This is a genomic window from Mycolicibacterium gadium (assembly GCF_010728925.1).
Taxonomy (GTDB): Bacteria; Actinomycetota; Actinomycetes; order Mycobacteriales; family Mycobacteriaceae; genus Mycobacterium; species Mycobacterium gadium.
Window position 1 is genome coordinate 1,847,050 of the sequence record NZ_AP022608.1, and the last position, 24,471, is coordinate 1,871,520.

A 24,471-nucleotide genomic window follows, 5' to 3' on the forward strand; every position below is an offset into this window, starting at 1 on the left:
CCGGCCCGCAATACCACGTTTCAAGCAACCACCATCATGTTACTCGCGGGTAACTTTTGGTGGTTCGCAGGAACACCATAGCTGGTCGAAGTTTGTGTTCTAGCAGCACGTAGGCGGTGAACAGTTCGCCAGTGAGCCGTTTCACGTTAGCCTCCCTTCCAATGAGCGCATTCGTCACCGATGGTCCGAACCTGCCCTTGACCGGCGAACGCACGGTTCCGGGCCTCGCGGAGGAGAACTACTGGTTCCGCCGCCATGAGGTCGTCTACGAGCGGCTGGCCAGTCTCTGCGCGGATCGCGACGTCCTCGAAGCCGGCTGCGGCGAGGGCTACGGCGCCGATCTGATCGCCGATGTCGCGAACACCGTCATCGGCCTCGACTACGACGACTCCGCTGTCGCGCACGTCCGCGCCCGGTATCCGCGAATCGACATGCGCCAGGGAAACCTGGCTGAGCTCCCGCTTGCCGACTCAGCGGTGGACGTGGTGGTCAACTTCCAGGTGATCGAACATCTCTGGGATCAAGGACAATTCGTTGCGGAATGCCTGCGCGTGCTGCGCCCCGGCGGAGTGCTGTTGATCTCGACACCGAACCGGATCACCTTCTCCCCCGGCCGCGACACCCCGATCAACCCGTTCCACACCCGGGAACTCAATGCCGCCGAGTTGTCCGAACTGCTCTCCGGCGAGGGCTTTTCGGTGGAGTCGATGCTGGGCGTGTTCCACGGACCGACACTGCTCGAGCTCGACGGCCGCCACGGCGGATCGATCATCGACGCCCAGATCGCGCGTGCGCTCGCGGACGCACGGTGGCCCACCGATCTGCTCGATGACGTGGCATCCGTGACGACGGCGGACTTCGACCTCGTCGACGCCGAGGACGGCGACCGCGATATCGACGACAGCCTCGATCTGGTCGCGATTGCGGTGCGGCCGTGACGACCCCCACAGTTCCGGGGCAGTTCACGCTCGTCCTCCACACCCACCTACCCTGGCTCGCCCATCACGGGCGCTGGCCCGTCGGCGAAGAGTGGCTCTATCAATCGTGGGCGGCGGCCTACATCCCGCTGATGCGTGTCCTGCGCACGCTGGCCGCCGAGGACCGCCGCCACCTGGTGACGCTCGGCATGACGCCGGTCGTCACCGCACAGCTCGACGACCCCTACTGCCTGACCGGGATGAACCACTGGCTGGCGAACTGGGGCTTGCGCGCCCTCGAGGCGACGACGCTCGGTGATCCGCTGCGGCAGTTCGGTGTTCGCGAGCGAGCCGAGGCCGAGCGCGCACTCGAAGACTTCTCGACACTGTGGGCGCACGGCGGCAGCCCGCTGTTGCGCGAGCTCATCGATGCCGAGGCCATCGAACTGCTCGGCGGACCGCTGTCGCATCCGTTCCAGCCGCTGTTGAATCCGCGACTGCGCGAGTTCGCCCTGAGGGAGGGAATCGCCGACGCCCAGCAGCGGTTCGCCCATACGCCCGCCGGAATTTGGGCGCCGGAATGCGCCTATGCGCCGGGAATGGAAATCGACTACGCCGCAGCGGGTATCGGCCATTTCATGGTCGACGGGCCGTCGATGCACGGAGACACCGCATTGGGTCGCCCGGTCGGTTCGTCGAATGTGGTGGCGTTCGGCCGAGACCTGCAGGTCAGCTATCGGGTGTGGTCACCGAAGTCCGGCTATCCCGGCCACGCGGCGTACCGCGACTTTCATACCTACGACCACACGACGGGCCTGAAACCGGCACGCGTCACCGGCCGCAACGTCGACTCCGATGCGAAGGCGCCGTATGACCCGGACCGCGCGGACAGCACTGTCGACGGTCATGTCGCCGACTTCGTCTCGCATGTGCGTCAGCGCCTCGTCAACGAGAGCGAGCGGATCGGCAGGCCCGCACATGTGATCGCGGCTTTCGACACCGAGTTGTTCGGGCATTGGTGGTATGAGGGGCCCGTCTGGCTGGAACGGGTGTTGCGCGCGCTGCCCGAGGCCGGGGTTCGGGTCGGCACCCTGTCTGACGCCATCGCCGGCGGTTTCGTGGGTTCCCCGGTCGAATTACCGCCAAGCTCTTGGGGTTCGGGCAAGGACTGGCAGGTGTGGGCCGGCGAACAGGTGGCCGATATCGTCCAGTTGAACAGCGAAGTCGTCGACACCGCACTGACGACAGTGGATAAGGCGCTCGGTGACACAGACACCCCGCCGGCCCGAAACTTCGTCGCCGACCAGATCCTGCGAGAGACGCTGCTGACGGTCTCCAGCGACTGGCCGTTCATGGTCAGCAAGGACTCGGCGGCGGATTATGCGCGATATCGGGCGCACCTGCACGCCCACGCCACCCGCGAGATCGCCGTCGCAATGGCGTCGGGCCGCGAGGAGCACGCTCAACGACTCGCCAGCGGATGGAACCGCGCGGACGGCCTGTTCGGTGCACTCGACGCACGAAGACTGCCGCGACCGTGAAGATCCTGATGCTGTCGTGGGAGTATCCGCCGGTGGTGATCGGCGGACTCGGCCGGCACGTGCACCACCTCGCAACGGCGCTCGCCGAGGCCGGCCACGAGGTCGTGGTGCTCAGCCGCCGGCAATCTGGCACAGACCCCAGCACGCACCCGTCGACCGACGAGATCGCCGAGGGCGTAAGGGTTGTCGCCGCGGCGCAGGATCCGCACGAGTTCGACTTCGGCACCGACATGATGGCCTGGACGCTCGCGATGGGCCATGCGATGGTTCGGGCTGGATTGGCCATCAAGGGTCCCCGCGCCAAGCCGTGGCGACCCGACGTGGTGCACGCCCACGACTGGCTCGTCGCCCATCCCGCGATCGCGCTGGCCGAATACTTCGACGTCCCCCTCGTTTCCACCATCCACGCCACCGAGGCGGGTAGGCATTCGGGGTGGGTCTCGGGAGCGATCAGCCGACAGGTGCACGCCGTCGAATCGTGGCTGGTACATGAATCTGACTTGCTGATCACGTGTTCGGCATCGATGAGCGACGAGATTACCGAATTGTTCGGACCGGGTCTCGCCGAGACCCGGGTCATCCGGAACGGAATCGACGCCGCGCGTTGGCCGTTCGCGAAACGGCGTCCCATGATTGGGCCGCCGCACCTGGTGTTCGTGGGCCGCCTCGAATACGAGAAGGGTATCCACGACCTGATCGCGGCGATGCCCCGCATCCGGCGCACCCACCCCGGCACGACGTTGACGGTCGCGGGCACCGGCACGCAGCAGACGTGGCTCGTCGACCAGGCACGAAAAAACAAGGTGCTCAAAGCCACAACGTTCGTCGGCCATCTCGATCACGAGCGGCTCGTGCGACTGTTGCAAACCGCCGACGCCGCCGTGCTTCCCAGCCACTACGAACCGTTCGGCATCGTTGCTCTCGAGGCGGCCGCGACGGGCATTCCCTTGGTGACGTCCAACGTCGGCGGCCTGGGTGAAGCGGTGATCGACGGTCAGACCGGAACGTCGTTCGCCCCACGCGATATCGCCGGCCTGGCTGCGGCGGTGCGCAGCGTGCTCGACGACCCCGATCACGCTCAGTGCATGGCGACCGCGGCACGGGAACGCCTCACGTCGGCCTTCGCCTGGCACACCGTTGCAGACGAGACCGCCCAGGTCTACGTGGCCGCCAAACGTGGTGAGCGCCAACCTCATCGGCGCCGCCCCATCGTCGAGCACGCCCTGCCCGATCGCTAGGTCATCGTCGCTGCAATAGCGATGTGCCCTTCGAAGCCGAGGGCATTCGCCATATTCCGGTACCTGTCGGCAAACCCTCGGTAGCCGTCTTCATCGCCGTGCGCTCGCGCCAACAACGCACGCATGCGTAGCAACGGCAATTCGTGCAGGACGAAACCAGGGTCGACGGGGACGGCGGCTAGGCGTTCGACCACCTTGCCCGACTCCCCGAGATCACCTTGTCCTCCGCGGCGCAGCAGCAACTCGACGAGAGTCGCGACGGCCGGACCCCTCGAGGTCATGTCTCCCGAATCGAAGCAGAAGTCGACCGCGCTGCGCGCCATCTGCACCGCGCCGTCGATGTCGCCGATACGGGCCCTCTCCTTGGCGAACTCGGTGCTCGCGAACCGAACCGCGTCCGTCGCATAACCATGCCGGAGGGAAGCCTCTCGATACAGGGTCAGCAGTTCCAGCCCAACCGATCGCTGAGCCGCATCACCGTGTACCAGGGCGATGCCACGAGCCAGTCGCGCCATATCGAGCGCAGAGTCATCACCACATCGCTCGGCGAGCATCAGCGCTTCGGCGGTCTCCGCCGCCGCCGTCGCGCCTGGCAGAGACGCCGCGTTGACCACGGGGTAGCCGTACTTGAGCAAAATGCCAGAGACGTGGGTTGTCACCTCGATCGAAATCGCCATCTGCGCTGCACGGTGAAGATCGTCGCGCCAGCCGTCGATTCCGAGGGCAAGCCGGTTCCCTCCGCGCAACGCCAGCGCCATCGTCAACGGGGAGCCGATTACCACACTGTCCCTCGTAGGATCGCCTTCGGCGAGGTCGATGGCGCGCTGCGCCAATCCGAGCGCTTCGACCACCTCACCGGCCTGCCATTTTGCGTTGCTCGCCGCGACGCACAGTGTGAGCGTCAACGCCGGCTCACTGATCGAGTCCAGCATGGCGCTGCAATCCGACGCGACCTGCGCGGCATCACGCAATCGGTTGTGGAATACCAGGGCCGTCAGCAATCCCCCCATACCGAGCGCCAACGACAGGTTGTCGCCGACCGACGCGCAGAGGGCACGCAGTTCCTCGAACCCGGTGTCCTCGACACTGCCGCTGAACCGGAAAGTACTGGCGCATAGTGCCGTTCGCGGGCCGATCTGCAGGAATGGTTTCTCGGGATCGTCGGGACGCAACCGGTCGGCAACCTCGCGCGCCTGCTGCCAGGCGGTGCGGGCCGCGCGGAAGTCACGAAACTGCGCCCATGCCGCCGCCCGCATATGCCAGTCGAACGCCGCCCGCAGGTCACCCGCCGCCTCGAGATGTTGCGCGATGAGCGCTGCGCTCGGGCCGGGTGCCTCCGGATCGCGCGCTTCGATGACCGCTGCCACCTGCCTGTGCAATTCGGCTCGATCGGCCTTCAACTGTGATTCGTAGGCAACTGTGCGTATCAACGGGTGCCGAAACATGTACTCACTGTCGGCCGTGAATGTCACCTGGTCGATGAGTTCTGCCGCAGTCAGCTCGGCCACGTCGATGTAGTCCACCAGGTGTTCGAGCAGGACGGTGTCGAACTGCGAACCGATGACCGATGCAGCGGCCAAGGTGCGTTTCGCGGCTGGCCGCAAACGATCGATGCGTGCGGCGATGGTGGCTTGCAGCGACGCAGGAACCGAAACTTCGCCGATGTCGCCGTGAAGGACATAGTCTCCGAGTTCGCCGTTCAGCACACCTCTTTCGGCGAGATCGCGGACCATTTCCTCCGCGAAGAACGGGTTGCCGGCGGCGCGTGCAGCGACCTGCGTGATCAACGAGCTCACGGTGCTGTCTGAACCGCACAGTTCGGCAGCCAGCTGCGCCGACTCGGAATCATCGAGTGGCGCAAGAGCTATGCGGTGCGCACCCGGCAACTGGTTGAGCACGCCGACGTACTCGGGGCGATAGGTGAGGAGCAGCATCGCACGCGTCTGTGGGACGACGGCGGCGAACTGCGCGATCATCGCCTCGCTGACGGAGTCGATCCAGTGGGCGTCCTCGACGACGTAGACGGCCGGCGTGCTCCCATCGACCGCCGCGGCATTCAGCAGAGCCGCGAGACGTCGACCGCGTGCATCCGCCTCGATAGCGGGCAAGGGGGTTTCGTCGTCGTGAATTCCGAGCAGGTCGTCGAGCAGGACGAGATCTTCAGAGTCCGCCGCCGGCATGCGCCCACGCACGACGGCGCGCGCTGCGGCCGCGTCTAGGCCGCCTATCGCGAAGACATCGCGCAGCAAGCCGGCGGCCGCGTAAAACGGGATCTCCTTTGCGTGTGATTCGCAGCGAGTCGTAAACACGCGACAAGAGCGGCCCTCCGCAACCGACGCGATCTCCCCCGCCATCCGACTCTTACCGATGCCCGGCGGTCCCACCAGGCCGACGATGCGGCCTTTGCCCTTCATCGACTGGTCGAGCATCGCGTTGACACTGGCTAATTCCCAGCCGCGACCGACGAGTGTCGACAGTTGACGCGCGGGGCGTTGCGTGGTCGGCCCGGTCGCTAGCAGGCGGCGCGCCACGACCGGCGCGTCGGCACCCTTGATCCGCACGTGCTGTGGGTCACCGAGCGTCACAACGTCGCCGACCAGTCTCGCCGTCGACTCGCTGAGCATCACTCCACCTGCGGGTGCCACCGATTCCATCCGCTGTGCCATACCGACCTGTTCGCCGATGGTCGTGTAACTGTTTGGGCCGGAGCCCATTTCGCCGGCGATCACCTCGCCGGAGTTCAGCCCGATGCGAAGCTTCAGCCCGACGCCGTCGCGATGTTCCACGATCACAGCGAGATCATGCACCTCCCGCTGAATGTCAAGTGCTGCAAGGCAAGCGCGAAATGCGTGGTCCTCCAAGGCGATCGGCGCGCCGAACACCGCCATCAGTCCGTCACCGGTGAACTGACTCACGGTGCCGCCATACCGCTGCACGACCGCGGACGCTTCGCGGATCAGGTCCGTCATGATTTCGCGCAGTCTCTCCGCGCCCACAGCGGCGGCAATGTCCATCGAATGGACGACGTCCGCGAACAGCACCGTCACCTGCTTGTACTCAGCCCGTTGGTCCCCGACCAGCGCAGCCCCGCAGGAATCACAGAACCGAGCGCCCGTCCGAGGTTCCGCTCCACACGCGGCGCAGGACGCCCTCGTCGTCACCGGAGAGCGCCCTTCACAACAATATGGTGGCACTGCGAGGTTGGCGGTGCGGCGCAAATGCTCTTAGTACGCTGCCGGTCAAGCACCTAGGCGCAGCCGCTCGGTGCCCAGGGCGTCGACACCGTGGTAGGCGAAGCGACTCCACAGCGCGCGCATCCGCACGGCCAGTTCGTGATCCACCGAGTTTGGGTGTGGGCCAAGCATCGGCGCGCCCGCCCACGCAGAAACCGTACCCAGCAGCAGGGGCAGATCCATACAGTGGCAGGCACCCAGCGGCGCGCGTCGAGGCGACCAGTCGAGCCGGTACACCGCCGCGCGGCCCCCCTCGCTTCGCCACCGACCGGCGAACCGGCCGGCAGGCCCGCTGAAGATCTGACGGGTCATCGTTGCCGAGGCCACGCGTGCGGCGGGTTTCGCGAACGGTCCCAATGCGCGCAACCGCGACGCTCGTGGATTGATTTCGACGAACGGGGCCGCGTCGAGCCTGGTGCAGCCGACGAGCAGGTCCACCTTTCGCGCCACGTGCGCGATCCGGGCGCTCACTTCACCTGCCGGCGGAAGGGGATCGACGCCCAGCATCGGCCCGAACGCCATTCCGCTGACGAGGCCGAACGGTTGCGCCGCCACCAAAGCCGCGACCTGGGCACGATGCAGATCTTCGACGCCGGCCGCGAAAGGGTCTGTGTCGCCGAGCGATTCCGCTGCGGCGGCCCTCATCGCCGCCGTCATCTCGTCTCGGCCCTCACGCATATCCAGCGGCGCGCTCTGGATGATCGCACGCGAGTACAGGCCGTCGGCGGCCTCCGACAGCATCAGCGAGTACACCGAGTCACCGCCTGCGGACTGTCCGAACAATGTGACGCGCGCCGGGTCACCGCCGAATGCGGCGATGTTGTCGTGGATCCACCGCAGCGCCAGCAGCTGGTCACGGAGACCGAGGTTGTCTTCGTCCACGCCAAGTGGGGTGCAGTAGCCGAGGATGCCGAGCCGGTAGCTGACGGTGACCACCACGACGCGGCCCTCGCCGACGAGGTTGTCGGGGTCGTAGTTCGAGGACTCACCGCCTCCTGAGACATAGGCGCCGCCGTGAAACCACACCATCACCGGCAGACCGTCGGCATCGCTGGGGGCGGTGACACTGAGAACTTGGCAGTCCTCGCTGTATTGCAGCCCCTCGGTGACCGGACCTGTCACGAACAACAGCCGCGACGGCAGTTGCGGACACACGGGCCCGCGCACGGTCAGCTCGCGGGGCTCGTCCCAGTTGGTGGGCGACGTCGGCGACACGAACCGGCTTGCGCTGGCGTAAGGCACACCCCGCGCCCGCACAAGCACGCCGTCGTCTTCGATGAGAGCAGGGCCCGTCGACAGATCGACGCGCCGCAACGACAACTGCGAGTTGGTCAGCGCGCCGCTTTCTTGCGTTCGATATCGGCCAGAGCGGCGGCAAGCTCGGCGCGCTGGGCCGCCGAGGTCTCCCAGGAAAGCTTCCGGTTCTTGACGACTTTCGCGGGTGCGCCGACGGCGATCGAGAAGTCCGGGATCTCACCCTTGACCACCGCGTGCGATCCCAGTACGCAGCCGCGGCCGATCATCGTGTTGCGCAGGATCGTCACCTTGGTCGCGACCCAGGTGTCGGGCCCGATGCGCACCGGTCCCTTGATGATGCCCTGGTCCTTGATCGGCAGCTCGACACTGTCCATCCGGTGGTCGAAGTCGCACACATAGACCCAGTCCGCCATCAGCACGGAGTCACCGAGTTCGATGTCGAGATAAGTGTTGATCACGTTGTCTCTGCCGAGGACGACCTTGTCGCCGAATCGCAGCGAGCCTTCGTGGCAGCGGATCGTGTTCTTGTCGCCGATGTGCACCCAGCGACCGATCTCCATCGTCGACAGCTCCGGCGTCGCCTGGATCTCCACGCCCTTGCCGAGGAAGACCATGCCGCGGGTGATGATGTGCGGGTTGGCGAGCTTGAACTTCAGCAGCCGCCAGTAACGCACGAGGTACCACGGCGTGTAGGCCCGATTGGCGATGACCCATTTCAGCGAGGCCATGGTGAGGAACTTGGCCTGGCGCGGGTCGCGCAGCCGCGAACCCCGCCACCGCTTGTGTAGCGGCGCGCCCCACATCGTCGTCATGGCCGGAAAGCCTACGCGAGCCGCCCGGCGCCGAACGGTTACCCTCACTGGGACTTCCAAGGCCTTCTTGAACGAAACCGAAAGGGCGCAGTGTTCCGGCGATCGATCGTGCTGGCGTCAACAGTGCTGATCACGGCCGCATTGGCGGGGTGCGGGAACACCGACAGCTGGGTCGATGCCCATCCTGCGTCGGGCTGGCCCGCCCAGTACGGCGACGCCCGCAACAGCAGCTACGAATCGACCGCGGGCGCCGACGGGTTACGGCTGGAGTGGACGCGCTCGGTCAAGGGTGAACTCGCCGCCTCGGTCGCGCTGGGATCAGGCAGCTACCTGGCCGTGAACGCGCAGACCCCGGCGGGCTGCTCGCTGATGGTGTGGGAGACCGACAATCGTGCCCGGCAGCGCTGGTGCACCCGGTTGGCGCAGGGGCCGGGTACCGAAGGCCCGCTGTCCGGTCCTCTCTTTGATGGCTTCGACAACCTCTACGTCGGCCAGCCCGGTGCAATGCTCTCGTTCCCGCCGACGCAGTGGATCCGCTGGCGTCAACCCGTCATCGGGATGCCGACCACGCCGCGAATCTTGGCTCCGGGCCATCTGCTGGTGGTGACGCACCTGGGCCAGGTGCTCGTGTTCGACGCCCAAAAGGGTGTGGTCGACGGGTCTCCCCTGGATCTCGTCGCCGGTGTCGACCCCAAGGACCCCGAGCGCGGACTCGCCGACTGTCGACCTGCCCGTTCGCGCTGCCCGGTGGCGGCCGCACCGGCCTTCGCGGAACAGACCGGCAGCGTCGTGCTCAGCCTGTGGGAGCCGGAAACCGACGCTCCCGTTCTCGTCGGGTTGCGCTACCGCCCGGGGCAGAACCCGCTGCTCACGCGCGAGTGGACCAGCGACGCTGTCGGTGGCGGTCCGCTCGCCAGCCCGGTGCTGTCCGCGGACGGATCGACCGTGTACGTCAACGGACGCGACGAACACCTGTGGGCGATCAACACCGACAACGGTGAGCCGAAATGGTCGGTGCCACTGGACTATCTGGCGCAGACGCCGCCGTCGGTGTCACCCGACGGGCTGATCGTGGCCGGCGGTGGACCAGGCGCGAAGCTGATGGGCATCAGGGATTCCGGTGACCGGGGCGAGGTGGTGTGGACCCGCGACGACGTCGCACCGCTGACGACATCGAGTCAGTCCGGCGCACATACGGCGTACGCGGTCGCAGGCGACGGGGAAAGCGGTCAGGCGTTGCTCGTGTTCGACCCGGCAGACGGCCGCACCCTCAACCGCTATCCCCTGCCCAACGCGGGCGGCTGGCCCGTTGGTGTCTCCATCGGACATGACCGCCGCGTCGTCACCGCGACGAGCGAAGGCCGCGTGTACGGATTCGCGCCCGCGTAGCGCTGACCGTTCGTCGCGTGAAACCGACCGTCGGTCGCGGCCTAACAACAATGTCACCGCTTCGTAACAGCCCGCGGCCACAGGCATGCCACCATCCCGGACGTCGCATCTTCCAACAGCGCCAGGGAGGCAACCTTGTCCGAATTCCTCACGACGGTGAACGGTTACGTCTGGAGCAATGCGCTGGTCTACCTGTGTCTCGCTGCGGGCCTGTACTTCTCCGTGCGGTCCCGCTTCGTTCAAGTCCGTCAGGTCCCCGAGATGATTCGGCTGATGCTCAAGGGTGAGAAGTCACCGTCGGGGGTGTCCTCGTTCCAGGCTTTGACGATGTCGCTGGCCGGGCGGGTCGGCACCGGCAACATCGCCGGTGTCGCGACGGCGATCGCATTCGGCGGTCCCGGCGCGCTGTTCTGGATGTGGACCGTCGCCTTCCTCGGCGCGTCGACCTCGTTCGTCGAATGCACGCTGGGCCAGATCTACAAGACCCGCGATCCGCTCACCGGCGAGTATCGCGGTGGGCCCGCCTACTACCTCAGTCGAGCCTTCGCGAACACCGCCGCGGCGCCCGCGATGAAGGTGTACGGCTATGTCTTCGCCGCGGTCACCATCTTGGCGATGGGCCTGCTGCTGCCCAGCGTCCAGTCCAACTCGATGGCCTCGGCGATGAACTCCGCCTGGGGCTGGTCCAAGTGGTGGGTGGCCGTCGGCACCGTGATCGTGCTGGCGTTCGTCATCATCGGCGGGGTCAAGCGGATCGCGACTTTCGCGTCGGTGGTGGTGCCGTTCATGGCCGTTGTCTACATCGTCCTCGCAATGATCATCGTGCTGCTCAACGCCGGCGAGATCCCCGGCCTGATCTCGCTGATCTTCTCCAGCGCGTTCGGGCTCGACTCGGCTTTCGGCGCGATCATCGGCTCCGCGGTGATGTGGGGCGTCAAGCGCGGCATCTACTCCAACGAGGCGGGCCAGGGCACCGGTCCGCACGCCGCGGCCGCCGCCGAGGTCTCGCATCCAGCCAAGCAGGGCCTGGTGCAGGCATTCGCCGTGTACATCGACACGCTGTTCATCTGCACGGCCACCGGCTTCCTGATCCTGTCCACCGGGGCCTACCGGGTGTTCGAGGGCGAGAGTGCCGACGGTGCGGTCATTCGCGAAGGCGGTTCGATCCTGCCCGCCGACGCCGAGGTGGGCCCGACGTTCGCGCAAGTTGGTTTCGACACCCTCTGGAACGGCGCAGGATCGAGTTTCATCGCGATATCGCTGGCGTTCTTCTGCATCACCACGATCATCGCCTACTACTACATGGCCGAGACCAACCTTCGATTCCTGCTGGGCAAGGCCAACACCGTCGACGTCCCGTACATCCGGGGCACGGTCGGGTCGAACACGACGATGTTGCTGCAGGCACTGATCCTGGTCTCGGTGACCATCGGCGCGGTGTCCACCGCATCGGATGCGTGGACGCTGGGTGACATCGGCGTCGGCCTGATGGCGTGGCTGAACATCATCGGCATCATCGTCCTGCAGCAACCTGCCTACCGCGCACTCTGGGATTACGAGAAGCAGAAGCGGGCGGGGCTGGATCCGGTGTTCGACCCGCAAGCGCTGGACATCAAGAACGCCACGTTCTGGGAGAACTACGACCCCGTCACCGGCAAGGACCGCGAGACCGCGCGAACATGACCGCAGCCTAGAGCGCCAGCATCGGCGCGAGAGTCGCGCGCGGCACCGACGCCTGGACCGGCCCCGCCGATTCCGCGAGCATCTGGCCCTGGCCGAAGAAGAAGAGCACCTTGTCATCGGTCAGCGCGAAGTTCTGGTAATTGGCCGGATCGAGTCCCACGCTCTGCGGTATCGCGTTCAGCACCCCTTGCGTTTTGAACAGGTCGTCGTTCACCGCGGGGTAGATGACGTCAAGAGGTTTGGCGCCCGGTTTGAACAGCGAGTCGAACATGATGGGCGCCTTGGTGGCGAGGTTCCAGTTGAACGACTCGTAGTAGGTCTGCGGACGCGCGCCACCGACGTTCTGGTACACCTCGAACACCAAGCTCTCAGTGCCGAGCGGGGGCAACCCCGAACGGTAGCCGGTGCCCTTGGCGTCGAGTACATAAGGCAGACCGCGGGAGCCGGGCATCTCCGAGACGTTGACGAAGCCGACGCGCGCCTGCGTCAGGTAGTCGGCCACCGCCCGCTGATCCGGGTACTGCGCCGGGAAGGTGAAATCCAGGAGGTAGGTGTCGTTTTCGGCGTGCACCCGACAGGTTTGGTCCGGGGCAACGGTACCGCCCAACTCGGCGCACGCCGACTGAGCCATCGCTGTCGGAGTGCCGACGGTGCCGGCAACGGCGCACGCCGCCATGACGGCGGCCGCCATTCTGAGAATGCGCATCGTTGGACGTCCTCGCAGCCGGCTCCGGCTCGATCGCCGGTGCATCACTGTCAGGGTACGTGGACTTTGCGCGAACGGTCGAAACCGCAGAAATTCAGCGAGAGGGGCGGCAGATGAATGCCGTTGCCCTGCTTGCGGCCCCAGCGCCGAGGCGGGTGATCACCACCGAGACCGCCTGCGTACCCCGCAGTCTGAGGCGCTGCCGCAGCGCGTCGGGATCGACATCGACACCACGGACCAGGATTTCGGCTGCACCCACGTCGCGGCCCGAAAGCGCCTGACGCAGGCGGCGTTCGCTGTAGCCGAGTTCCTCGAGCACCTCGAAACCACGAACCCCGGTCGGTAACCGGTCACCGGACAGGTAGGCGATTTCGGCGTCGAGTTGCCACAGATCATGTCTGGCGCCGTAGTGGCGCACCAGGCCCGCGCGGACAACCGCGCCGTCGGGATCGACAATCCATCGACCGGCCGGCGCGACTGTGCAGTCGTCGGGGTCGGCGTCGGTGATCTCCTCCCCTGTGTCGAGCATGCTGGCTCGGCGGGTCACGCCGGGCGCCGCCAGTCCCATCGACCACAGACACGCTTCACGCACACCGCCGCTGGCCGACGTCACCTCGATTTCACCGGTGAAACCCAGCTGCTTGATCCCGTCGAAATCGATTCCCGGCGCGCACTTTACGGCGATATCCCGGCCGCCGTACACGTCGAGCAGCGCATCGAGTCCCGGGGTGTAATCCCGCGGATCGAACCGGCGCCGTCCGCCGCTGCGGCGCGCCGGGTCGAGCAGGACGACGCCCGAAGCGGTGATCGGCCGCAGCGCGTCGGCCCGGCACACATCCACGCCCACCACGTTGTTGCGCGCCATCGCCAACCGGACCGGGTCGAGATCACTGCCGATGAGAGCGGCCGCGCAGTTCCGCAGCGCGGCAAGTTCGGTGCCGACGGAACACGTCGCGTCGTGCACCACTGCGCCCGACAAGCGCCGGGCCCGGTGAACGGCGACGCGTTGCGCCGTCGCCTGCTGCAGCGCCTCATCGGTGAACAGCCAGTCTCCGGGATCGTCGAACTTCGCCGCGGCCCTGCGCCGCAAGAGCGTTGTTTCCACCAGAACAGCGGACCTTTCACCGAAACGCCTACGCGCCGTGGCGATATCGGCGACCAATGTGGCATCGGTGAGCCGCAGGTCAGCGACGTTGCGCAGCGCCTGCTTCCCGACGGCGCTGCACAGATACTCGACGTCGTCGAGCGAAAAATCTACGACGGCTTGACCCCGGTGACCATCACGTTGTAGAACCAGCCCTTGGGGACCACCTGCCGCCACAGGTTGTTGTCAACCCAACTCAATGCGATCCAGCTGTTGAAGGCGAACTTCGCGTAGCCCCAACCCAGCCGGCCGGGCGGTACCGCGGCCTCGAGCGTGCGCAACGGCCAGCCGAGCATCGCAGCGGTGAATTCCGTTGTGGCAGTGTCTACCTCGACGGCACCCGCGCTGCGTGCCATGCGCTCCAAGTCGCCGGGCGAAAAGGTGTGCAAGTCGACGATCGCTTCCAGCGCGGCCGCTCGTGAGGACTCGTCGAGCTCCTCCTGCGGGCGGCGCCAGCTAGACAAGCCCGGCAGTTTCGTCAGGTTCGTCACCGCGCGCCACGTCAACGTCGACAACGGCCGCGCGTAGTTCTCACCGGCGTTGCTCGGCTCGCCCGCGAAGATGAACCGGCCGCCGGGCTTGAGCACCCGCACGACCTCACGCAGCGACAACTCGACATCCGGGATGTGATGCAACACGGCGTGGCCGACGACGAGATCGAAGGTGTCGTCGTCGTACGGAATGCCTTCCGCGTCGGCGACCCGGCCGTCAATCTCGAGGCCGAGGTTCTCGCCGTTGCGCAGGGCCACCTTCACCATGCCCGGCGACAGGTCGGTGACCGAACCGCGGCGCGCCACCCCGGCCTGGATCAGGTTGAGGAGGAAAAAGCCGCTACCGCAGCCGAGCTCGAGGGCACGGTCGTAGGGCAAGTTGCGCAGCTCTTCCTCGGGCACGGTGGCGTCGAACAGATCGCGGGCGTAGTCGACGCAGCGCTTGTCGTAGGAGATGGACCATTTGTCGTCGTACGACTCGGCTTCCCAGTCGTGGTACAGCACCTGGGCGAGCTTGGAGTCGTGGCGGGCCGCCTCGACCTGCTCCGCGGTGGCGTGCGGATTGGGGACCGGAGCCGCCTCGGCGGCGACGTCGGAGGCAGTATGGGATTCCTCAAAGCTCATAACAGGGCAGCCTAAAGGTCGAACGTCGCCTTGGCGGCAGCCAGTACCTGAGCTGGGCGTTCGACGAACCGTTGCGCCCACGCCAGGGCCGCGTCGTATACGCCGTCGGGCGCGACCATCTCGTCGATCAGGCCCAGTGCCAGCGCCTCCTTGGCGTCCATGAACCGCCCGCTGAACACCATGTCCTTCGCCTTGGACAGGCCGACCGTGCTGACCAGCCGCGACGTGCCACCCGCGGGCACCAGTCCGGCCAGAATCTCGGTCACCCCGAACCTGACGTTGTCGCCGGCCACCCGCCAGTCCGCAGCCAGCGACAGGTTCAGTCCCCCGCCCAGCGCGTACCCCGTGATCGCGGCGACCGTCGGCCTGGGGATCGCAGCGAGCGCGTCGACCGCGCTCCGGCACACCCGGGCCGCTTCTACGGATTCGGCGCTGTTGAGCAGCGACCGCTCGGGTACATCGTCGCCGGCGGAGAAGATCTCGTGGCCACCGAAGACGATGACGGCGCGGACGTCCTCCCGACGGCCGATATCCGCCGCGGCCGCTTCGAGCTCGCGGTACACCTGCCGGGTGAGCGCGTTGGTCGGCGGCCGGGACAGCAGCAGCGTCGCGATGCCCGGGTACTCATCGCTGGTGTGGACGGATACGAACTCGTTCATGCCAGCGGCGCGTCTTTCGTGTAGCCGTCGGGCGCGCGACGGTTGCGTGCGGCGTTGTACCGGTCGCTGTTGAAGAACTCGATCTCCCAGTTGCCGGTGTCCGCATCGGCCGCAAGATGCGGCTCGACCGGCACGATCTTGCGTTCCACGGCAAGCACTTCGGCGACTGTGCGCCCGTTGAGTGAATCGAGCTGCGTCCACGTGGGCGGAAGCAGGAACGATTTGCCCTCGGCGAACTCGTCGAGACCGGCCTGCGGGGTGCTCCAGAACGCTTTATCGGTTTCAGTGTTCTCACCGTCAGCGCGCTGGCCCTCCGGTAGCGCACCCACGAAGAAGTAGGTGTCGTAGCGGCGGGTGCGCTCCTCCTTGGGCGTCACCCAATTCGCCCACGGGCGAAGCAGATCCGCGCGCAGCACCAACTTCTCGCTACGCAGGAAATCGGCGAAGGACAGCGAGTGATTCGCCAGCGCCGTCCGGGCGTCGCCGTAGATCGACGCGTCACTGACGATTCCGTCGGGATCGTCGGCAGGCCCGGCGAACAACACACCGGACTCTTCGAAGGTCTCCCGCGCCGCGGCGCACACCAGCGCCTCGGCCAGATCGGGCGCGACGCCGAGTCGTTCCGCCCACCAGACGGGTTCGGGCCCGTACCAAGCGATGTCGGCGTTGCGGTCGCGGTCGTCGACGCCACCGCCGGGGAACACCATCACTCCGGCGACGAAGTCCATCGCCGAGTGCCGCCGCATCAGAAAAACTTCAATTTCCCCGGCCATGCCGGGGCGTTTATCGCGGACGAGCATGACCGTCGCGGCCGGTCTGGGGACCAGTGGATCTTCGGTCATGCTCGCCTCCTGTGCGCCGCACGGCTTCTGGCCCGACGCGCGAAGTAGCGTCCGTCGGCGTTCTCGAGAAGGATCGACTGGCCGAACGCGGTGGACAGATTCTCGGCGGTCAGGACGTCGGGAAGCAGGCCGGAGTCGACGACCTTGCCCTCCGACAGGATCAGGCCGTGGGAGAAGCCGCGCGGGATCTCCTCGACGTGGTGGGTGACGAGCACCAGCGCCGGCGAATCCGGGTCGAGAGCCAGGTCCTCCAGTCGCGCAAGGAGGTCTTCGCGACCGCCGAGGTCGAGGCCCGCCGCGGGCTCGTCGAGCAGAAGCAATTCGGGATCGGTCATCATCGACCGCGCGATCAGCACGCGCTTGCGCTCCCCCTCGGAAAGGGTGCCGTAGGCGCGTTCGGCGAGATGCTCGGCGCCGACGCTTTCGAGCATGTCTATCGCCTGCTCGTAGTCGATGTCGTCGTAACGCTCCCGCCACCGGCCCATCACCGAATATCCGGCCGACACGACCAGGTCGCGGACCACCTCATCGTCGGGCACCCGCTGCGAAAGCGCGGAACTGCTCAATCCGACGCGGGACCGCAACTCTGCCATGTCGGTCCTGCCGAGGCGCTCACCGAGGACCAGCGCTGTACCCGTGGACGGATGCTCCATCGCGGCGGCGATTCGCAGTAGTGACGTCTTGCCCGCGCCGTTGGGGCCGATGACCACCCAGCGTTCGTCGAGTTCGACCGACCAGGTGATGGGCCCCACCAGAACCCGGCCGCCTCGGCGCAGCGACACCTTGGCGAAGTCGATCAGCAGGTCGGGGTCGGCTGTATCTCCTTCGACGACTGGCACCTGCCCATCGTAGTGGGGCGATTTGTGCACGATTTGTTGCGCCCAGCGCTCCTATTCGTGCACAAGTCGCCAGCTTGTACGACGTTGGCCCACCCGCTGACGGCAAGAACACGCTTCGGCGTGATGCGCACGAAGAACTGGACAAGCGGACCGATGCCGAACGCGTAGAGCACGGTGCCGACGCCGACCGTGCCGCCGAGCAGCCATCCGATCGCCAGCACGGTCGCCTCGATCGACGTACGGACCAATCGCACCGACAAGCCGGTTCGTACGACCAGTCCAGTCATCAGGCCATCGCGGGGACCCGGACCAAGCCCGGCACCGACGTAGAGCACGGTGCTGAACGCGTTGAGCACGACGGCGCCGACCATCATCGCGATGCGCGCCGGCATCGACGTCGGCGCCTGCATCAGCAGCAGACCGAGGTCGACGGTGACCGCGATGACGATGACGTTGGCGATGGTGCCGATGCCGGGCCGGTTCCGCAGCGGTATCCACGCCAGCAGCACGACGACGCCGACCACCCCGGACGCGATGCCGATCGTCATGCCCGTGTGCACGGCCAACCCCTGATGGAACACATCCCAGGGGTCGAGTCCCAGCTCGGAGCGCACCATCATCGCCATCGACAAGCCGTAACCGGCAAGGCCGACCAGTAGCGCCGTACCGCGCAGCGACCCTCGCGTCAACGCGCCCGTCACGAGTGATGCGGGAAGCGCATGCGGATGAGCTCCACTTCGCGCGCCATGCGCTCGGCATCGCGGTCGAGGAAGTCAACGCATCCGGCCGGCGCCTGCCAGCTGAACATCCTCGCCAATTCGCGGCCCAGTTTTGATATCCAATTCGTTCTCACATATTCGATAATCCGGCCGACTGGCTTGCCCATCAATAGCCAGTTAGCGCATACTGGCTTGCAAATGACAGTGGAAATGGCCGCCAGAGCGCTGGATGTGGACCTCTTGGCCCGCGAACTGGGCAATTGGCGCACGTCCAGTCAAAGTGGACCTGCCTACCAGGGATTGGCCGACGCGATCCGGTTGCTGATCATCGACGGCCGGGTACCGGTCGGCGCACGACTGCCCAGCGAGCGCACGCTCGCCGACGCGCTGCGGGTCTCGCGCACGACGGTCACCGCCGCCTTCACCCAACTTCGCGAGGACGGCTATCTCAACGCTCGTCGAGGGGCCAGAAGCACGACGGCACTGCCGGTCGCGCCCACGGTCAGGAACGACGCCATGCCGACCGCACTGAGTCTGGCCGCGGCAGCCCTGTCCGCTCCCGCGGCCGCCGTCATGGAGGCGTTCGTCGACGCCACCCGCGACGTCACGCCGTACCTGCACGAACCGGGACACGAACTCGTCGGGGTAAGCACGCTGCGTCAGGCGATCGCTGAAAGATATTGCGAGCGTGGCCTTCCCACCGATCCCGAAGAGGTGTTGGTGACGACCGGCGCGCTGCACGCGATCTCGTTGATCCTGACGACGTACGTGCAGCCGGGCGACCGCGTGCTGGTCGAGCAGCCCACCTATCACGGCTCACTGTCCGCCATCACCACCGCAGGGGCGCGACCGGTCCCGGTCGCGATGACCGAGTCCGGCTGGGAGCTCGACGCCGTGCAGGCGGCGGTCCACCAGCTCGCACCGAACCTTGCGTACTTCATCCCGGACAACCAGAACCCCACTGGGCTCACGATGCCGGTGGAGGACCGGAAACGCTTGGCCCGCATCATCGCCGAGACACGTACCCGCACCGTCATCGACGAGACGATCCTCGACATGTGGCTGGACGAGCCGATGCCGACCCCCCTGGCGGCGTTCATGACGACGCGACGTGACCTGGTCATTACCGTCGGCTCGATGTCGAAGTCGTTCTGGGGTGGATTGCGCGTCGGCTGGATCCGCGCCGAGCGCGCCACCATCGCGACGATCGCCGCGCTGCGGCCGTCGATCGACATGGGGACCCCGGTGCTCGAACAGTTCGCCGCGGCAAGGCTGCTCGGCTCCCGCGAGGAGATCCTGCCTGAGCGCCGCGAGATCCTGCGGACCCGTCGCGCCCTGCTGCAGTCGCTGCTGAGTCGTCACCTACCCGACTGGGAACCCGGCACAGGCGTCGGCGGCATGTCGCTCTGGGTGCGCCTGCCCGCGCCGATGAGCACCGCGCTGTCGGCGGCCGCCTCGCGGTTGGGCCTCGAGCTGCCCGCGGGGCCGCGCTTCGGGGTCGACGGAACGCTGGAACGATTCGTGCGCATCCCGTACGCGCTGCCCGAGGAGCAGCTCGCCGAGGCCATCGAATTGCTGGCCCGTGCGTGGCACAGCATCACCGGTTCGGCAGCGCCGGAGCCGACGACCGTCGTCGTCTAGATCGCCCGAGTGACCGTGTTGGTACACGACACGCCGCCAAATGTCGGCATTTTGCGGTCGCTCGCGCTCGCCAACGAGTCAGTCGGGGATGTCGACGCGCCGCATGAGACCGTCGCGTGCGTCGGCGGCCTCGATCTCCCCGCGGGTGATGCCCAGGATGAACAGCACAGTGTCAAGGTACGGGTGGCTGATCGACGCGTCGGCGACTTCGCGCAACGCCGGTTTCGCGTTGAATGCCACCCCCAGGCCGGCGGCGGTGAGCATGTCGATGTCATTGGCGCCGTCACCGACGGCCACCGTCTGCTCCATCGGCACCCCGGCCTGGTGGGCGAAGTCGCGCAGCGCCTTGGCTTTCCCTGGCCGGTCGATGATCTGCCCCACCACCCGACCGGTCAGTTTTCCGTCGACGATCTCGAGCTCGTTGGCCGCGACGAAATCCATCTCGAGCTCATGCGCCAGCGGTTCGATGACCTGGCGGAAGCCGCCGGACACGATTCCGCAGTGAAAGCCCAAGCGCCGCAATGTCCGTAGCGTCGTCCGCGCACCAGGTGTCAGCTCGATCTGCTCGCCGACCTCCTCCAGCACCTTGGCGGGTAGCCCGGCCAACGTGGCGACCCGACGGTTCAACGACTCGGTGAAGTCCAACTCGCCTCGCATGGCCGCCTCGGTGATCTCGGCGACCGCCGCGTGGGCGCCGACCCGGTGGGCGAGCATCTCGATGACCTCTCCCTGGATCAGCGTCGAGTCGACATCAAAGACGATGAGCCGCTTGGCCCGTCGCGAAAGGCTGTAGTCCTCGAGTGCGATGTCCACACCCTCTTTGACCGCCACCCGCGCCATCGCGGCCTGAAGTTGCGCGTATGCATTGCCGGCGGGCACCGATACCCGCAGCTCCAAGCCGGTGACCGGGTAGTCGGAGACCCCTCGGATGAAGTCGATGTTGACGCCCAACGCCGCGACTTCACGAGCTACGACGCCGAAGGCCTCGGCGCTGATCGGACGCCCGAGCACGACGATGGTGTGGGTGGACGGTTCCCGCAGCACGGGTAGGCCATCGCTGGGCTCGATCGTGACATCCAACCCGAATCCCTGGACCGCTAGGCGCACCTCGTCGTGCAGCGCGGCGCCACCGGCGACCTCGTCAGGACCAGCGACCAGTACGCCCAGGGTCAGTCGAGAGCGAATGACAACCTGCTCGACGTTGAGAAGCTCGACGTTGTGCCGTGACAGCACCTCGAAAAGCGCCGACGTCACACCTGGTTGATCCGGACCGGTGACGGTGATCAACACCGATGAGCGCTTGCGCGAAGATCCGATGGGTGGAGCCACCTTTCGCCCATTCACCCCCGGTAGACCTGCAATCCCGTCAGGTGCGAACGTTCTCGTCGTCCAGTCGCGTCACGTCACCGTCCTCCGGCCCGTGTGCGCGACCCACATGCGCCTCGGCGCGCATCCGATCCACCATGTGGGGATAGTGCAGCTCGAAAGCCGGCCGCTCCGAACGGATCCGGGGAAGCTCGGTGAAGTTGTGGCGCGGCGGCGGGCAGCTGGTGGCCCACTCCAATGAGTTGCCGTAACCCCACGGATCATCGACCGTGACCGGCTCGCCGTAACGCCAGCTCTTGAACACGTTCCACACGAACGGAATCGTCGAGATCCCGAGGATGAACGCACCGATCGTGGAGACGACGTTGAGCGCGGTGAAGCCGTCCGACGGCAGGAAGTCGGCGTACCGGCGCGGCATGCCCTCGTCACCCAGCCAGTGCTGGACCAGGAACGTCACGTGGAACCCGATGAAGGTCAACCAGAAGTGCAGCTTGCCCAACCGCTCGTCGAGAAGTCGACCCGTCATCTTCGGGAACCAGAAGTAGATGCCCGCGTAGGTCGCGAACACGATCGTGCCGAAGAGCACGTAGTGGAAGTGTGCGACGACGAAGTAGGAGTCGGTGACGTGGAAGTCCAGCGGCGGGCTGGCCAGCAGCACGCCCGACAGACCACCGAGGAGGAAGGTGACGAGGAAGCCCACCGAGAAGAGCATCGGTGTTTCGAAGGTCAACTGCCCCTTCCACATCGTGCCTATCCAGTTGAAGAATTTGATACCGGTCGGCACGGCGATGAGGAACGTCATGAAGCTGAAGAACGGCAGCAGCACGGCGCCGGTCGCGTACATGTGGTGCGCCCACACCGCCACGGACAGCGCCGCGATCGACAACGTCGCGTAGATCAGGGTGGTGTAACCGAACACCGGTTTGCGGCTGAAGACCGGGAAGATCTCGGTCACGATGCCGAAGAACGGTAGCGCGATGATGTACACCTCGGGATGCCCGAAGAACCAGAACAGGTGCTGCCACAACAACACTCCGCCGTTGGCTGGGTCGTAAATGTGGGCGCCGAGATGGCGGTCGGCGGCGAGGCCGAACAGCGCGGCGGTCAGGATCGGGAACGCGATCAGCACCAGGATCGACGTCACCAGGATGTTCCAGGTGAAGATCGGCATCCGGAACATGGTCATGCCCGGTGCGCGCATGCAGACGACGGTGGTGATCATGTTGACGCCACCGAGGATGGTGCCGAGACCACCGACGGCCAGGCCCATGATCCACAGGTCACCGCCCGCGCCGGGCGAGTGGATCGCGTCGGTCAGCGGCGAGTAGGCGGTCCAGCCGAAGTCGGCGGCGCCGCCGGGGGTGATGAAGCCGGCGATCGCGATCAGCGCGCCGAACAGGAACAGCCAGAACGAGAAGGCGTTCAGGCGCGGGAACGCCACGTCGGGTGCGCCGATCTGCAGCGGCAGCACGAGGTTGGCGAACCCGAACACGATCGGGGTGGCGTAGAACAGCAGCATCACCGTGCCGTGCATGGTGAACAGCTGGTTGTACTGCTCATTGGACAGGAACTGCAGTCCGGGCATCGCCAGCTCGGTGCGCATGAACAGCGCCATCAGCCCGCCGATGAAGAAGAAGATGAAGCAGGCGACGCAGTACATGATGCCGATCAGCTTGTGATCGGTGGTGGTGATCAGCTTGTAGACCAGGTTGCCCTTGGGGCCCATCCGGGCCGGGAACGGACGGCGAGCCTCGAGTTCTCCTATTGGGGGCGCTTCGGCTACCAACAGATCCTCCAAACATCCAGTCGGGAAATCCCGGCGGTCTTCACTGATGAATCCTAGCTCCCGGTGTACCCGGAAGTCGTGGTGGTCCTACAAACTGTCGTAAATGAATCACGACGCGGGCTGACCTGCCACGAGCTGCCCGGATGTTACCGTCGGCGGCGTGCTGATCAGCGGACCCCGCGCCGGCCTGGTGGCGTCCTCGGCGGCGATTGCGACCGCGCTCACCATCACCGTTGTCAGCGGCTGCGGATCGCTGGGCGGAGACGCCGCCCCCACCGCCGGTCAGCAATCCGTCGTCACGAGCACCACGAGGATCGCCGGCGCGGGCGTACTCGGCAATCAGCGCAGGCCAGACGAATCTTGTGCACCCGAGCCCACACCCGTCGACCCCGGACCACCGGACCGCCGGGTCCGCCATGCGGCGGGTGAAACCGAGGTGCGGGCGGATCCGCAGCGCATCGTGGTGCTCTCCGGCGACCAGCTCGACACGTTGTGCGCGCTCGGTCTGCAGACGCGCATCGTGGCCGCCGCGCTTCCCGACGGCTCCAGCAGCCAACCGTCGTATCTGGGCAAGGTCATCCACGACGTGCCCGGGGCGGGAACCCGCAGCGCACCTGACATCGATGCGATCAAGGCCGCGAACCCCGACCTGATCCTCGGCTCGCAGGCGCTGACGCCCGACGATTTCGGTGAGCTGTCGGCGATCGCCCCTACGGTGTTCAGCGGCCCGCCCGGCGGCGCGTGGCAGGACAATATGCGGACCGTCGGCGAAGCCACCGGTCGCCTGGACTCGGTGAACGGGATGATCGACGGCTTCGAACGGGCTGCCGACAAGACCGGTGCCGAGAACGACGCCACCCATTTCCAAGCGTCGGTCGTCCAGTTCACCGAGACGACGGCGCGGGTGTATGGCACGGACAACTTCCCGGGCAGTGTGCTGGGAGCCGTCGGCGTCGATCGTCCTGCGGCACAACGGTTCAAAGACAAACCGTTCATCGAGATCGGTATCACCGACACCGACTTGGACAACTCGCCCGACTTCTCCGCGGCCGACGGCGACATCGTCTACCTCTCGTTCGACTCCCCTGCGGCCAAAGAGCGGGCGCCGCGCGTGATGGAAAGCGATGCGTGGCGGAAGCTGTCGGCCAACCGCGACAACCGGATCTTCGCGGTCAACAACGAGGTGTGGCAGACCGGCGAAGGCATTGTCGCCGCCCGCGGAATCCTCGCGGACCTTCCGTGGATAAACGCTCCGATCAATTAGCGTGGCGCAGATGTTCCACGTCTTGAAGTCCACTTATCTGCAGCCGCCCGACGTCGTCAACGAGACCAGGCCCGCCCATCTGGAATGGCTGAAGGGCGAGGTCGCCGCCGGCCGCATCGTGCTGGCGGGGCGCCTGGAGGACGAGTCCGGGGCAATCTTGATCACGGGCGACCTCAGCGCCGAGGAGGCGCAGTCCGTCGTCGACCACGACCCCTATACGGCCGCCGAGGTGGCCACTTACGAGCGGCTGTCGTTCAACGGGGCCTTCCGGGCGCCAGGACTTTAGGAACTAACTCACAGTTCCGGCGGGGAAGAACCACTCCGGTCCGGTCGTTTGGGTGAGCGTAGGCCGCATTGTCG

At 66.4% G+C, this 24,471-nt stretch carries 21 protein-coding genes; 8 read left to right on the forward strand and 13 right to left on the reverse strand.

Features of this window, described 5'->3' with window-relative positions; all coding sequences use genetic code 11:
- Positions 1 to 161: 161 nt before the first annotated feature.
- The 3 genes from G6N36_RS09270 to G6N36_RS09280 are packed head-to-tail and all read left to right on the forward strand — an operon-like array spanning position 162 to position 3,696.
- Positions 162 to 938: a class I SAM-dependent methyltransferase gene (locus tag G6N36_RS09270; protein WP_163686255.1), complete on the forward strand. Its 777-nt coding sequence runs from the start codon at positions 162 to 164 to the stop codon at positions 936 to 938.
- On the forward strand, positions 935 to 2,458 hold the full coding sequence (locus G6N36_RS09275) for a 1,4-alpha-glucan branching protein domain-containing protein (RefSeq protein ID WP_163686256.1): 1,524 nt from the start codon (positions 935 to 937) through the stop codon (positions 2,456 to 2,458). The genes G6N36_RS09270 and G6N36_RS09275 overlap by 4 nt, the downstream gene beginning before the upstream one ends.
- Entirely contained in the window at positions 2,455 to 3,696 is a 1,242-nt protein-coding gene (locus G6N36_RS09280; protein WP_163686257.1) for a glycosyltransferase family 4 protein, read from the forward strand. Before G6N36_RS09275 ends, G6N36_RS09280 begins: the two co-directional genes overlap by 4 nt.
- On the opposite strand, the gene G6N36_RS09285 is transcribed toward G6N36_RS09280, so the two are convergent.
- The 3 genes from G6N36_RS09285 to G6N36_RS09295 are packed head-to-tail and all read right to left on the reverse strand — an operon-like array spanning position 3,693 to position 8,998.
- Complete coding sequence (locus G6N36_RS09285) at positions 3,693 to 6,890, reverse strand: ATP-binding protein (RefSeq protein ID WP_328822792.1); 3,198 nt, start codon at positions 6,888 to 6,890, stop codon at positions 3,693 to 3,695. The two genes, G6N36_RS09280 and G6N36_RS09285, sit on opposite strands and share 4 nt — an antisense overlap.
- A 45-nt stretch (positions 6,891 to 6,935) precedes the next feature.
- On the reverse strand, positions 6,936 to 8,243 hold the full coding sequence (locus tag G6N36_RS09290; protein WP_407938920.1) for a carboxylesterase family protein: 1,308 nt from the start codon (positions 8,241 to 8,243) through the stop codon (positions 6,936 to 6,938).
- 17 nt (positions 8,244 to 8,260) lie between these two features.
- On the reverse strand, positions 8,261 to 8,998 hold the full coding sequence (locus G6N36_RS09295; protein ID WP_083125997.1) for an acyltransferase: 738 nt from the start codon (positions 8,996 to 8,998) through the stop codon (positions 8,261 to 8,263).
- Between the two features lie 90 nt (positions 8,999 to 9,088).
- On the opposite strand from G6N36_RS09295, the gene G6N36_RS09300 reads away from it, so the two are divergent.
- The gene (locus G6N36_RS09300; protein ID WP_163686259.1) at positions 9,089 to 10,387 is read left to right on the forward strand and encodes a BamB-related PQQ repeat family beta-propellar protein; all 1,299 of its coding nucleotides are present in this window, start codon (positions 9,089 to 9,091) and stop codon (positions 10,385 to 10,387) included.
- Between the two features lie 135 nt (positions 10,388 to 10,522).
- On the forward strand, positions 10,523 to 12,070 hold the full coding sequence (locus G6N36_RS09305) for an alanine/glycine:cation symporter family protein (RefSeq protein ID WP_163686260.1): 1,548 nt from the start codon (positions 10,523 to 10,525) through the stop codon (positions 12,068 to 12,070).
- Positions 12,071 to 12,077: 7 nt separating this feature from the next.
- On the opposite strand, the gene G6N36_RS09310 is transcribed toward G6N36_RS09305, so the two are convergent.
- The 8 genes from G6N36_RS09310 to G6N36_RS09345 form a co-directional block, all read right to left on the reverse strand.
- Positions 12,078 to 12,776 (reverse strand): esterase, encoded by a 699-nt coding sequence (locus tag G6N36_RS09310; protein ID WP_163686261.1) that lies wholly within the window; start codon positions 12,774 to 12,776, stop codon positions 12,078 to 12,080.
- A 94-nt stretch (positions 12,777 to 12,870) separates the two neighbouring features.
- Positions 12,871 to 14,073, reverse strand: coding sequence for a THUMP-like domain-containing protein (locus tag G6N36_RS09315; protein ID WP_276068202.1), 1,203 nt, complete (start codon positions 14,071 to 14,073; stop codon positions 12,871 to 12,873).
- Positions 14,031 to 15,035: a class I SAM-dependent methyltransferase gene (locus G6N36_RS09320; RefSeq protein WP_163686263.1), complete on the reverse strand. Its 1,005-nt coding sequence runs from the start codon at positions 15,033 to 15,035 to the stop codon at positions 14,031 to 14,033. Before G6N36_RS09320 ends, G6N36_RS09315 begins: the two co-directional genes overlap by 43 nt.
- Positions 15,036 to 15,046: 11 nt before the next feature.
- Positions 15,047 to 15,694 carry an enoyl-CoA hydratase gene (locus G6N36_RS09325; RefSeq protein WP_163686264.1) on the reverse strand — a complete coding sequence of 216 codons (648 nt, stop codon included), beginning with the start codon at positions 15,692 to 15,694 and terminating at the stop codon, positions 15,047 to 15,049.
- A complete protein-coding gene (locus tag G6N36_RS09330) occupies positions 15,691 to 16,536 on the reverse strand; it encodes an NUDIX hydrolase (RefSeq protein WP_163686265.1) in 846 nt (281 codons plus the stop codon). Before G6N36_RS09330 ends, G6N36_RS09325 begins: the two co-directional genes overlap by 4 nt.
- Positions 16,533 to 17,375 (reverse strand): ABC transporter ATP-binding protein, encoded by an 843-nt coding sequence (locus G6N36_RS09335; RefSeq protein ID WP_163686266.1) that lies wholly within the window; start codon positions 17,373 to 17,375, stop codon positions 16,533 to 16,535. Before G6N36_RS09335 ends, G6N36_RS09330 begins: the two co-directional genes overlap by 4 nt.
- Positions 17,333 to 18,001 carry a membrane protein YczE gene (gene yczE / locus G6N36_RS09340; protein ID WP_276068200.1) on the reverse strand — a complete coding sequence of 223 codons (669 nt, stop codon included), beginning with the start codon at positions 17,999 to 18,001 and terminating at the stop codon, positions 17,333 to 17,335. The genes G6N36_RS09335 and yczE overlap by 43 nt, the downstream gene beginning before the upstream one ends.
- A gap of 71 nt (positions 18,002 to 18,072) precedes the next feature.
- Positions 18,073 to 18,261, reverse strand: coding sequence for a hypothetical protein (locus tag G6N36_RS09345; protein WP_235689995.1), 189 nt, complete (start codon positions 18,259 to 18,261; stop codon positions 18,073 to 18,075).
- Positions 18,262 to 18,292: 31 nt separating this feature from the next.
- Here G6N36_RS09345 and yczR point away from each other — a divergent pair, with 31 nt between their 5' ends.
- Positions 18,293 to 19,735: a MocR-like transcription factor YczR gene (gene yczR, locus G6N36_RS09350; protein WP_163686268.1), complete on the forward strand. Its 1,443-nt coding sequence runs from the start codon at positions 18,293 to 18,295 to the stop codon at positions 19,733 to 19,735.
- A 78-nt stretch (positions 19,736 to 19,813) separates the two neighbouring features.
- Here yczR and serB read toward each other — a convergent pair whose 3' ends face one another.
- Together serB and ctaD are read right to left on the reverse strand one after the other, a co-directional pair.
- Positions 19,814 to 21,064 carry a phosphoserine phosphatase SerB gene (gene serB, locus G6N36_RS09355; protein ID WP_179964751.1) on the reverse strand — a complete coding sequence of 417 codons (1,251 nt, stop codon included), beginning with the start codon at positions 21,062 to 21,064 and terminating at the stop codon, positions 19,814 to 19,816.
- 37 nt (positions 21,065 to 21,101) lie between these two features.
- Complete coding sequence (gene ctaD, locus G6N36_RS09360; protein ID WP_163690567.1) at positions 21,102 to 22,847, reverse strand: aa3-type cytochrome oxidase subunit I; 1,746 nt, start codon at positions 22,845 to 22,847, stop codon at positions 21,102 to 21,104.
- A gap of 160 nt (positions 22,848 to 23,007) precedes the next feature.
- Between ctaD and G6N36_RS09365 the strand changes: the two genes are divergently transcribed.
- Both G6N36_RS09365 and G6N36_RS09370 read left to right on the forward strand, forming a co-directional pair.
- Positions 23,008 to 24,111 carry an iron-siderophore ABC transporter substrate-binding protein gene (locus tag G6N36_RS09365; RefSeq protein ID WP_163686269.1) on the forward strand — a complete coding sequence of 368 codons (1,104 nt, stop codon included), beginning with the start codon at positions 23,008 to 23,010 and terminating at the stop codon, positions 24,109 to 24,111.
- 10 nt (positions 24,112 to 24,121) lie between these two features.
- Positions 24,122 to 24,397: a YciI family protein gene (locus tag G6N36_RS09370; RefSeq protein WP_163686270.1), complete on the forward strand. Its 276-nt coding sequence runs from the start codon at positions 24,122 to 24,124 to the stop codon at positions 24,395 to 24,397.
- Positions 24,398 to 24,471 lie beyond the last annotated feature (74 nt).

Bases quoted from the DNA above. Each gene is read 5' to 3' on its own strand.
- G6N36_RS09270 (WP_163686255.1), top strand. From the start codon at position 162: ATGAGCGCATTCGTCACCGATGGTCCGAACCTGCCCTTGACCGGCGAA.
- G6N36_RS09295 (WP_083125997.1), bottom strand. From the start codon at position 8,998: ATGACGACGATGTGGGGCGCGCCGCTACACAAGCGGTGGCGGGGTTCG.
- G6N36_RS09310 (WP_163686261.1), bottom strand. From the start codon at position 12,776: ATGCGCATTCTCAGAATGGCGGCCGCCGTCATGGCGGCGTGCGCCGTT.
- G6N36_RS09320 (WP_163686263.1), bottom strand. From the start codon at position 15,035: ATGAGCTTTGAGGAATCCCATACTGCCTCCGACGTCGCCGCCGAGGCG.
- G6N36_RS09325 (WP_163686264.1), bottom strand. From the start codon at position 15,694: ATGAACGAGTTCGTATCCGTCCACACCAGCGATGAGTACCCGGGCATC.
- G6N36_RS09330 (WP_163686265.1), bottom strand. From the start codon at position 16,536: ATGACCGAAGATCCACTGGTCCCCAGACCGGCCGCGACGGTCATGCTC.
- yczE (WP_276068200.1), bottom strand. From the start codon at position 18,001: ATGGCGATGATGGTGCGCTCCGAGCTGGGACTCGACCCCTGGGATGTG.
- G6N36_RS09345 (WP_235689995.1), bottom strand. From the start codon at position 18,261: ATGGGCAAGCCAGTCGGCCGGATTATCGAATATGTGAGAACGAATTGG.
- yczR (WP_163686268.1), top strand. From the start codon at position 18,293: ATGACAGTGGAAATGGCCGCCAGAGCGCTGGATGTGGACCTCTTGGCC.
- G6N36_RS09370 (WP_163686270.1), top strand. From the start codon at position 24,122: ATGTTCCACGTCTTGAAGTCCACTTATCTGCAGCCGCCCGACGTCGTC.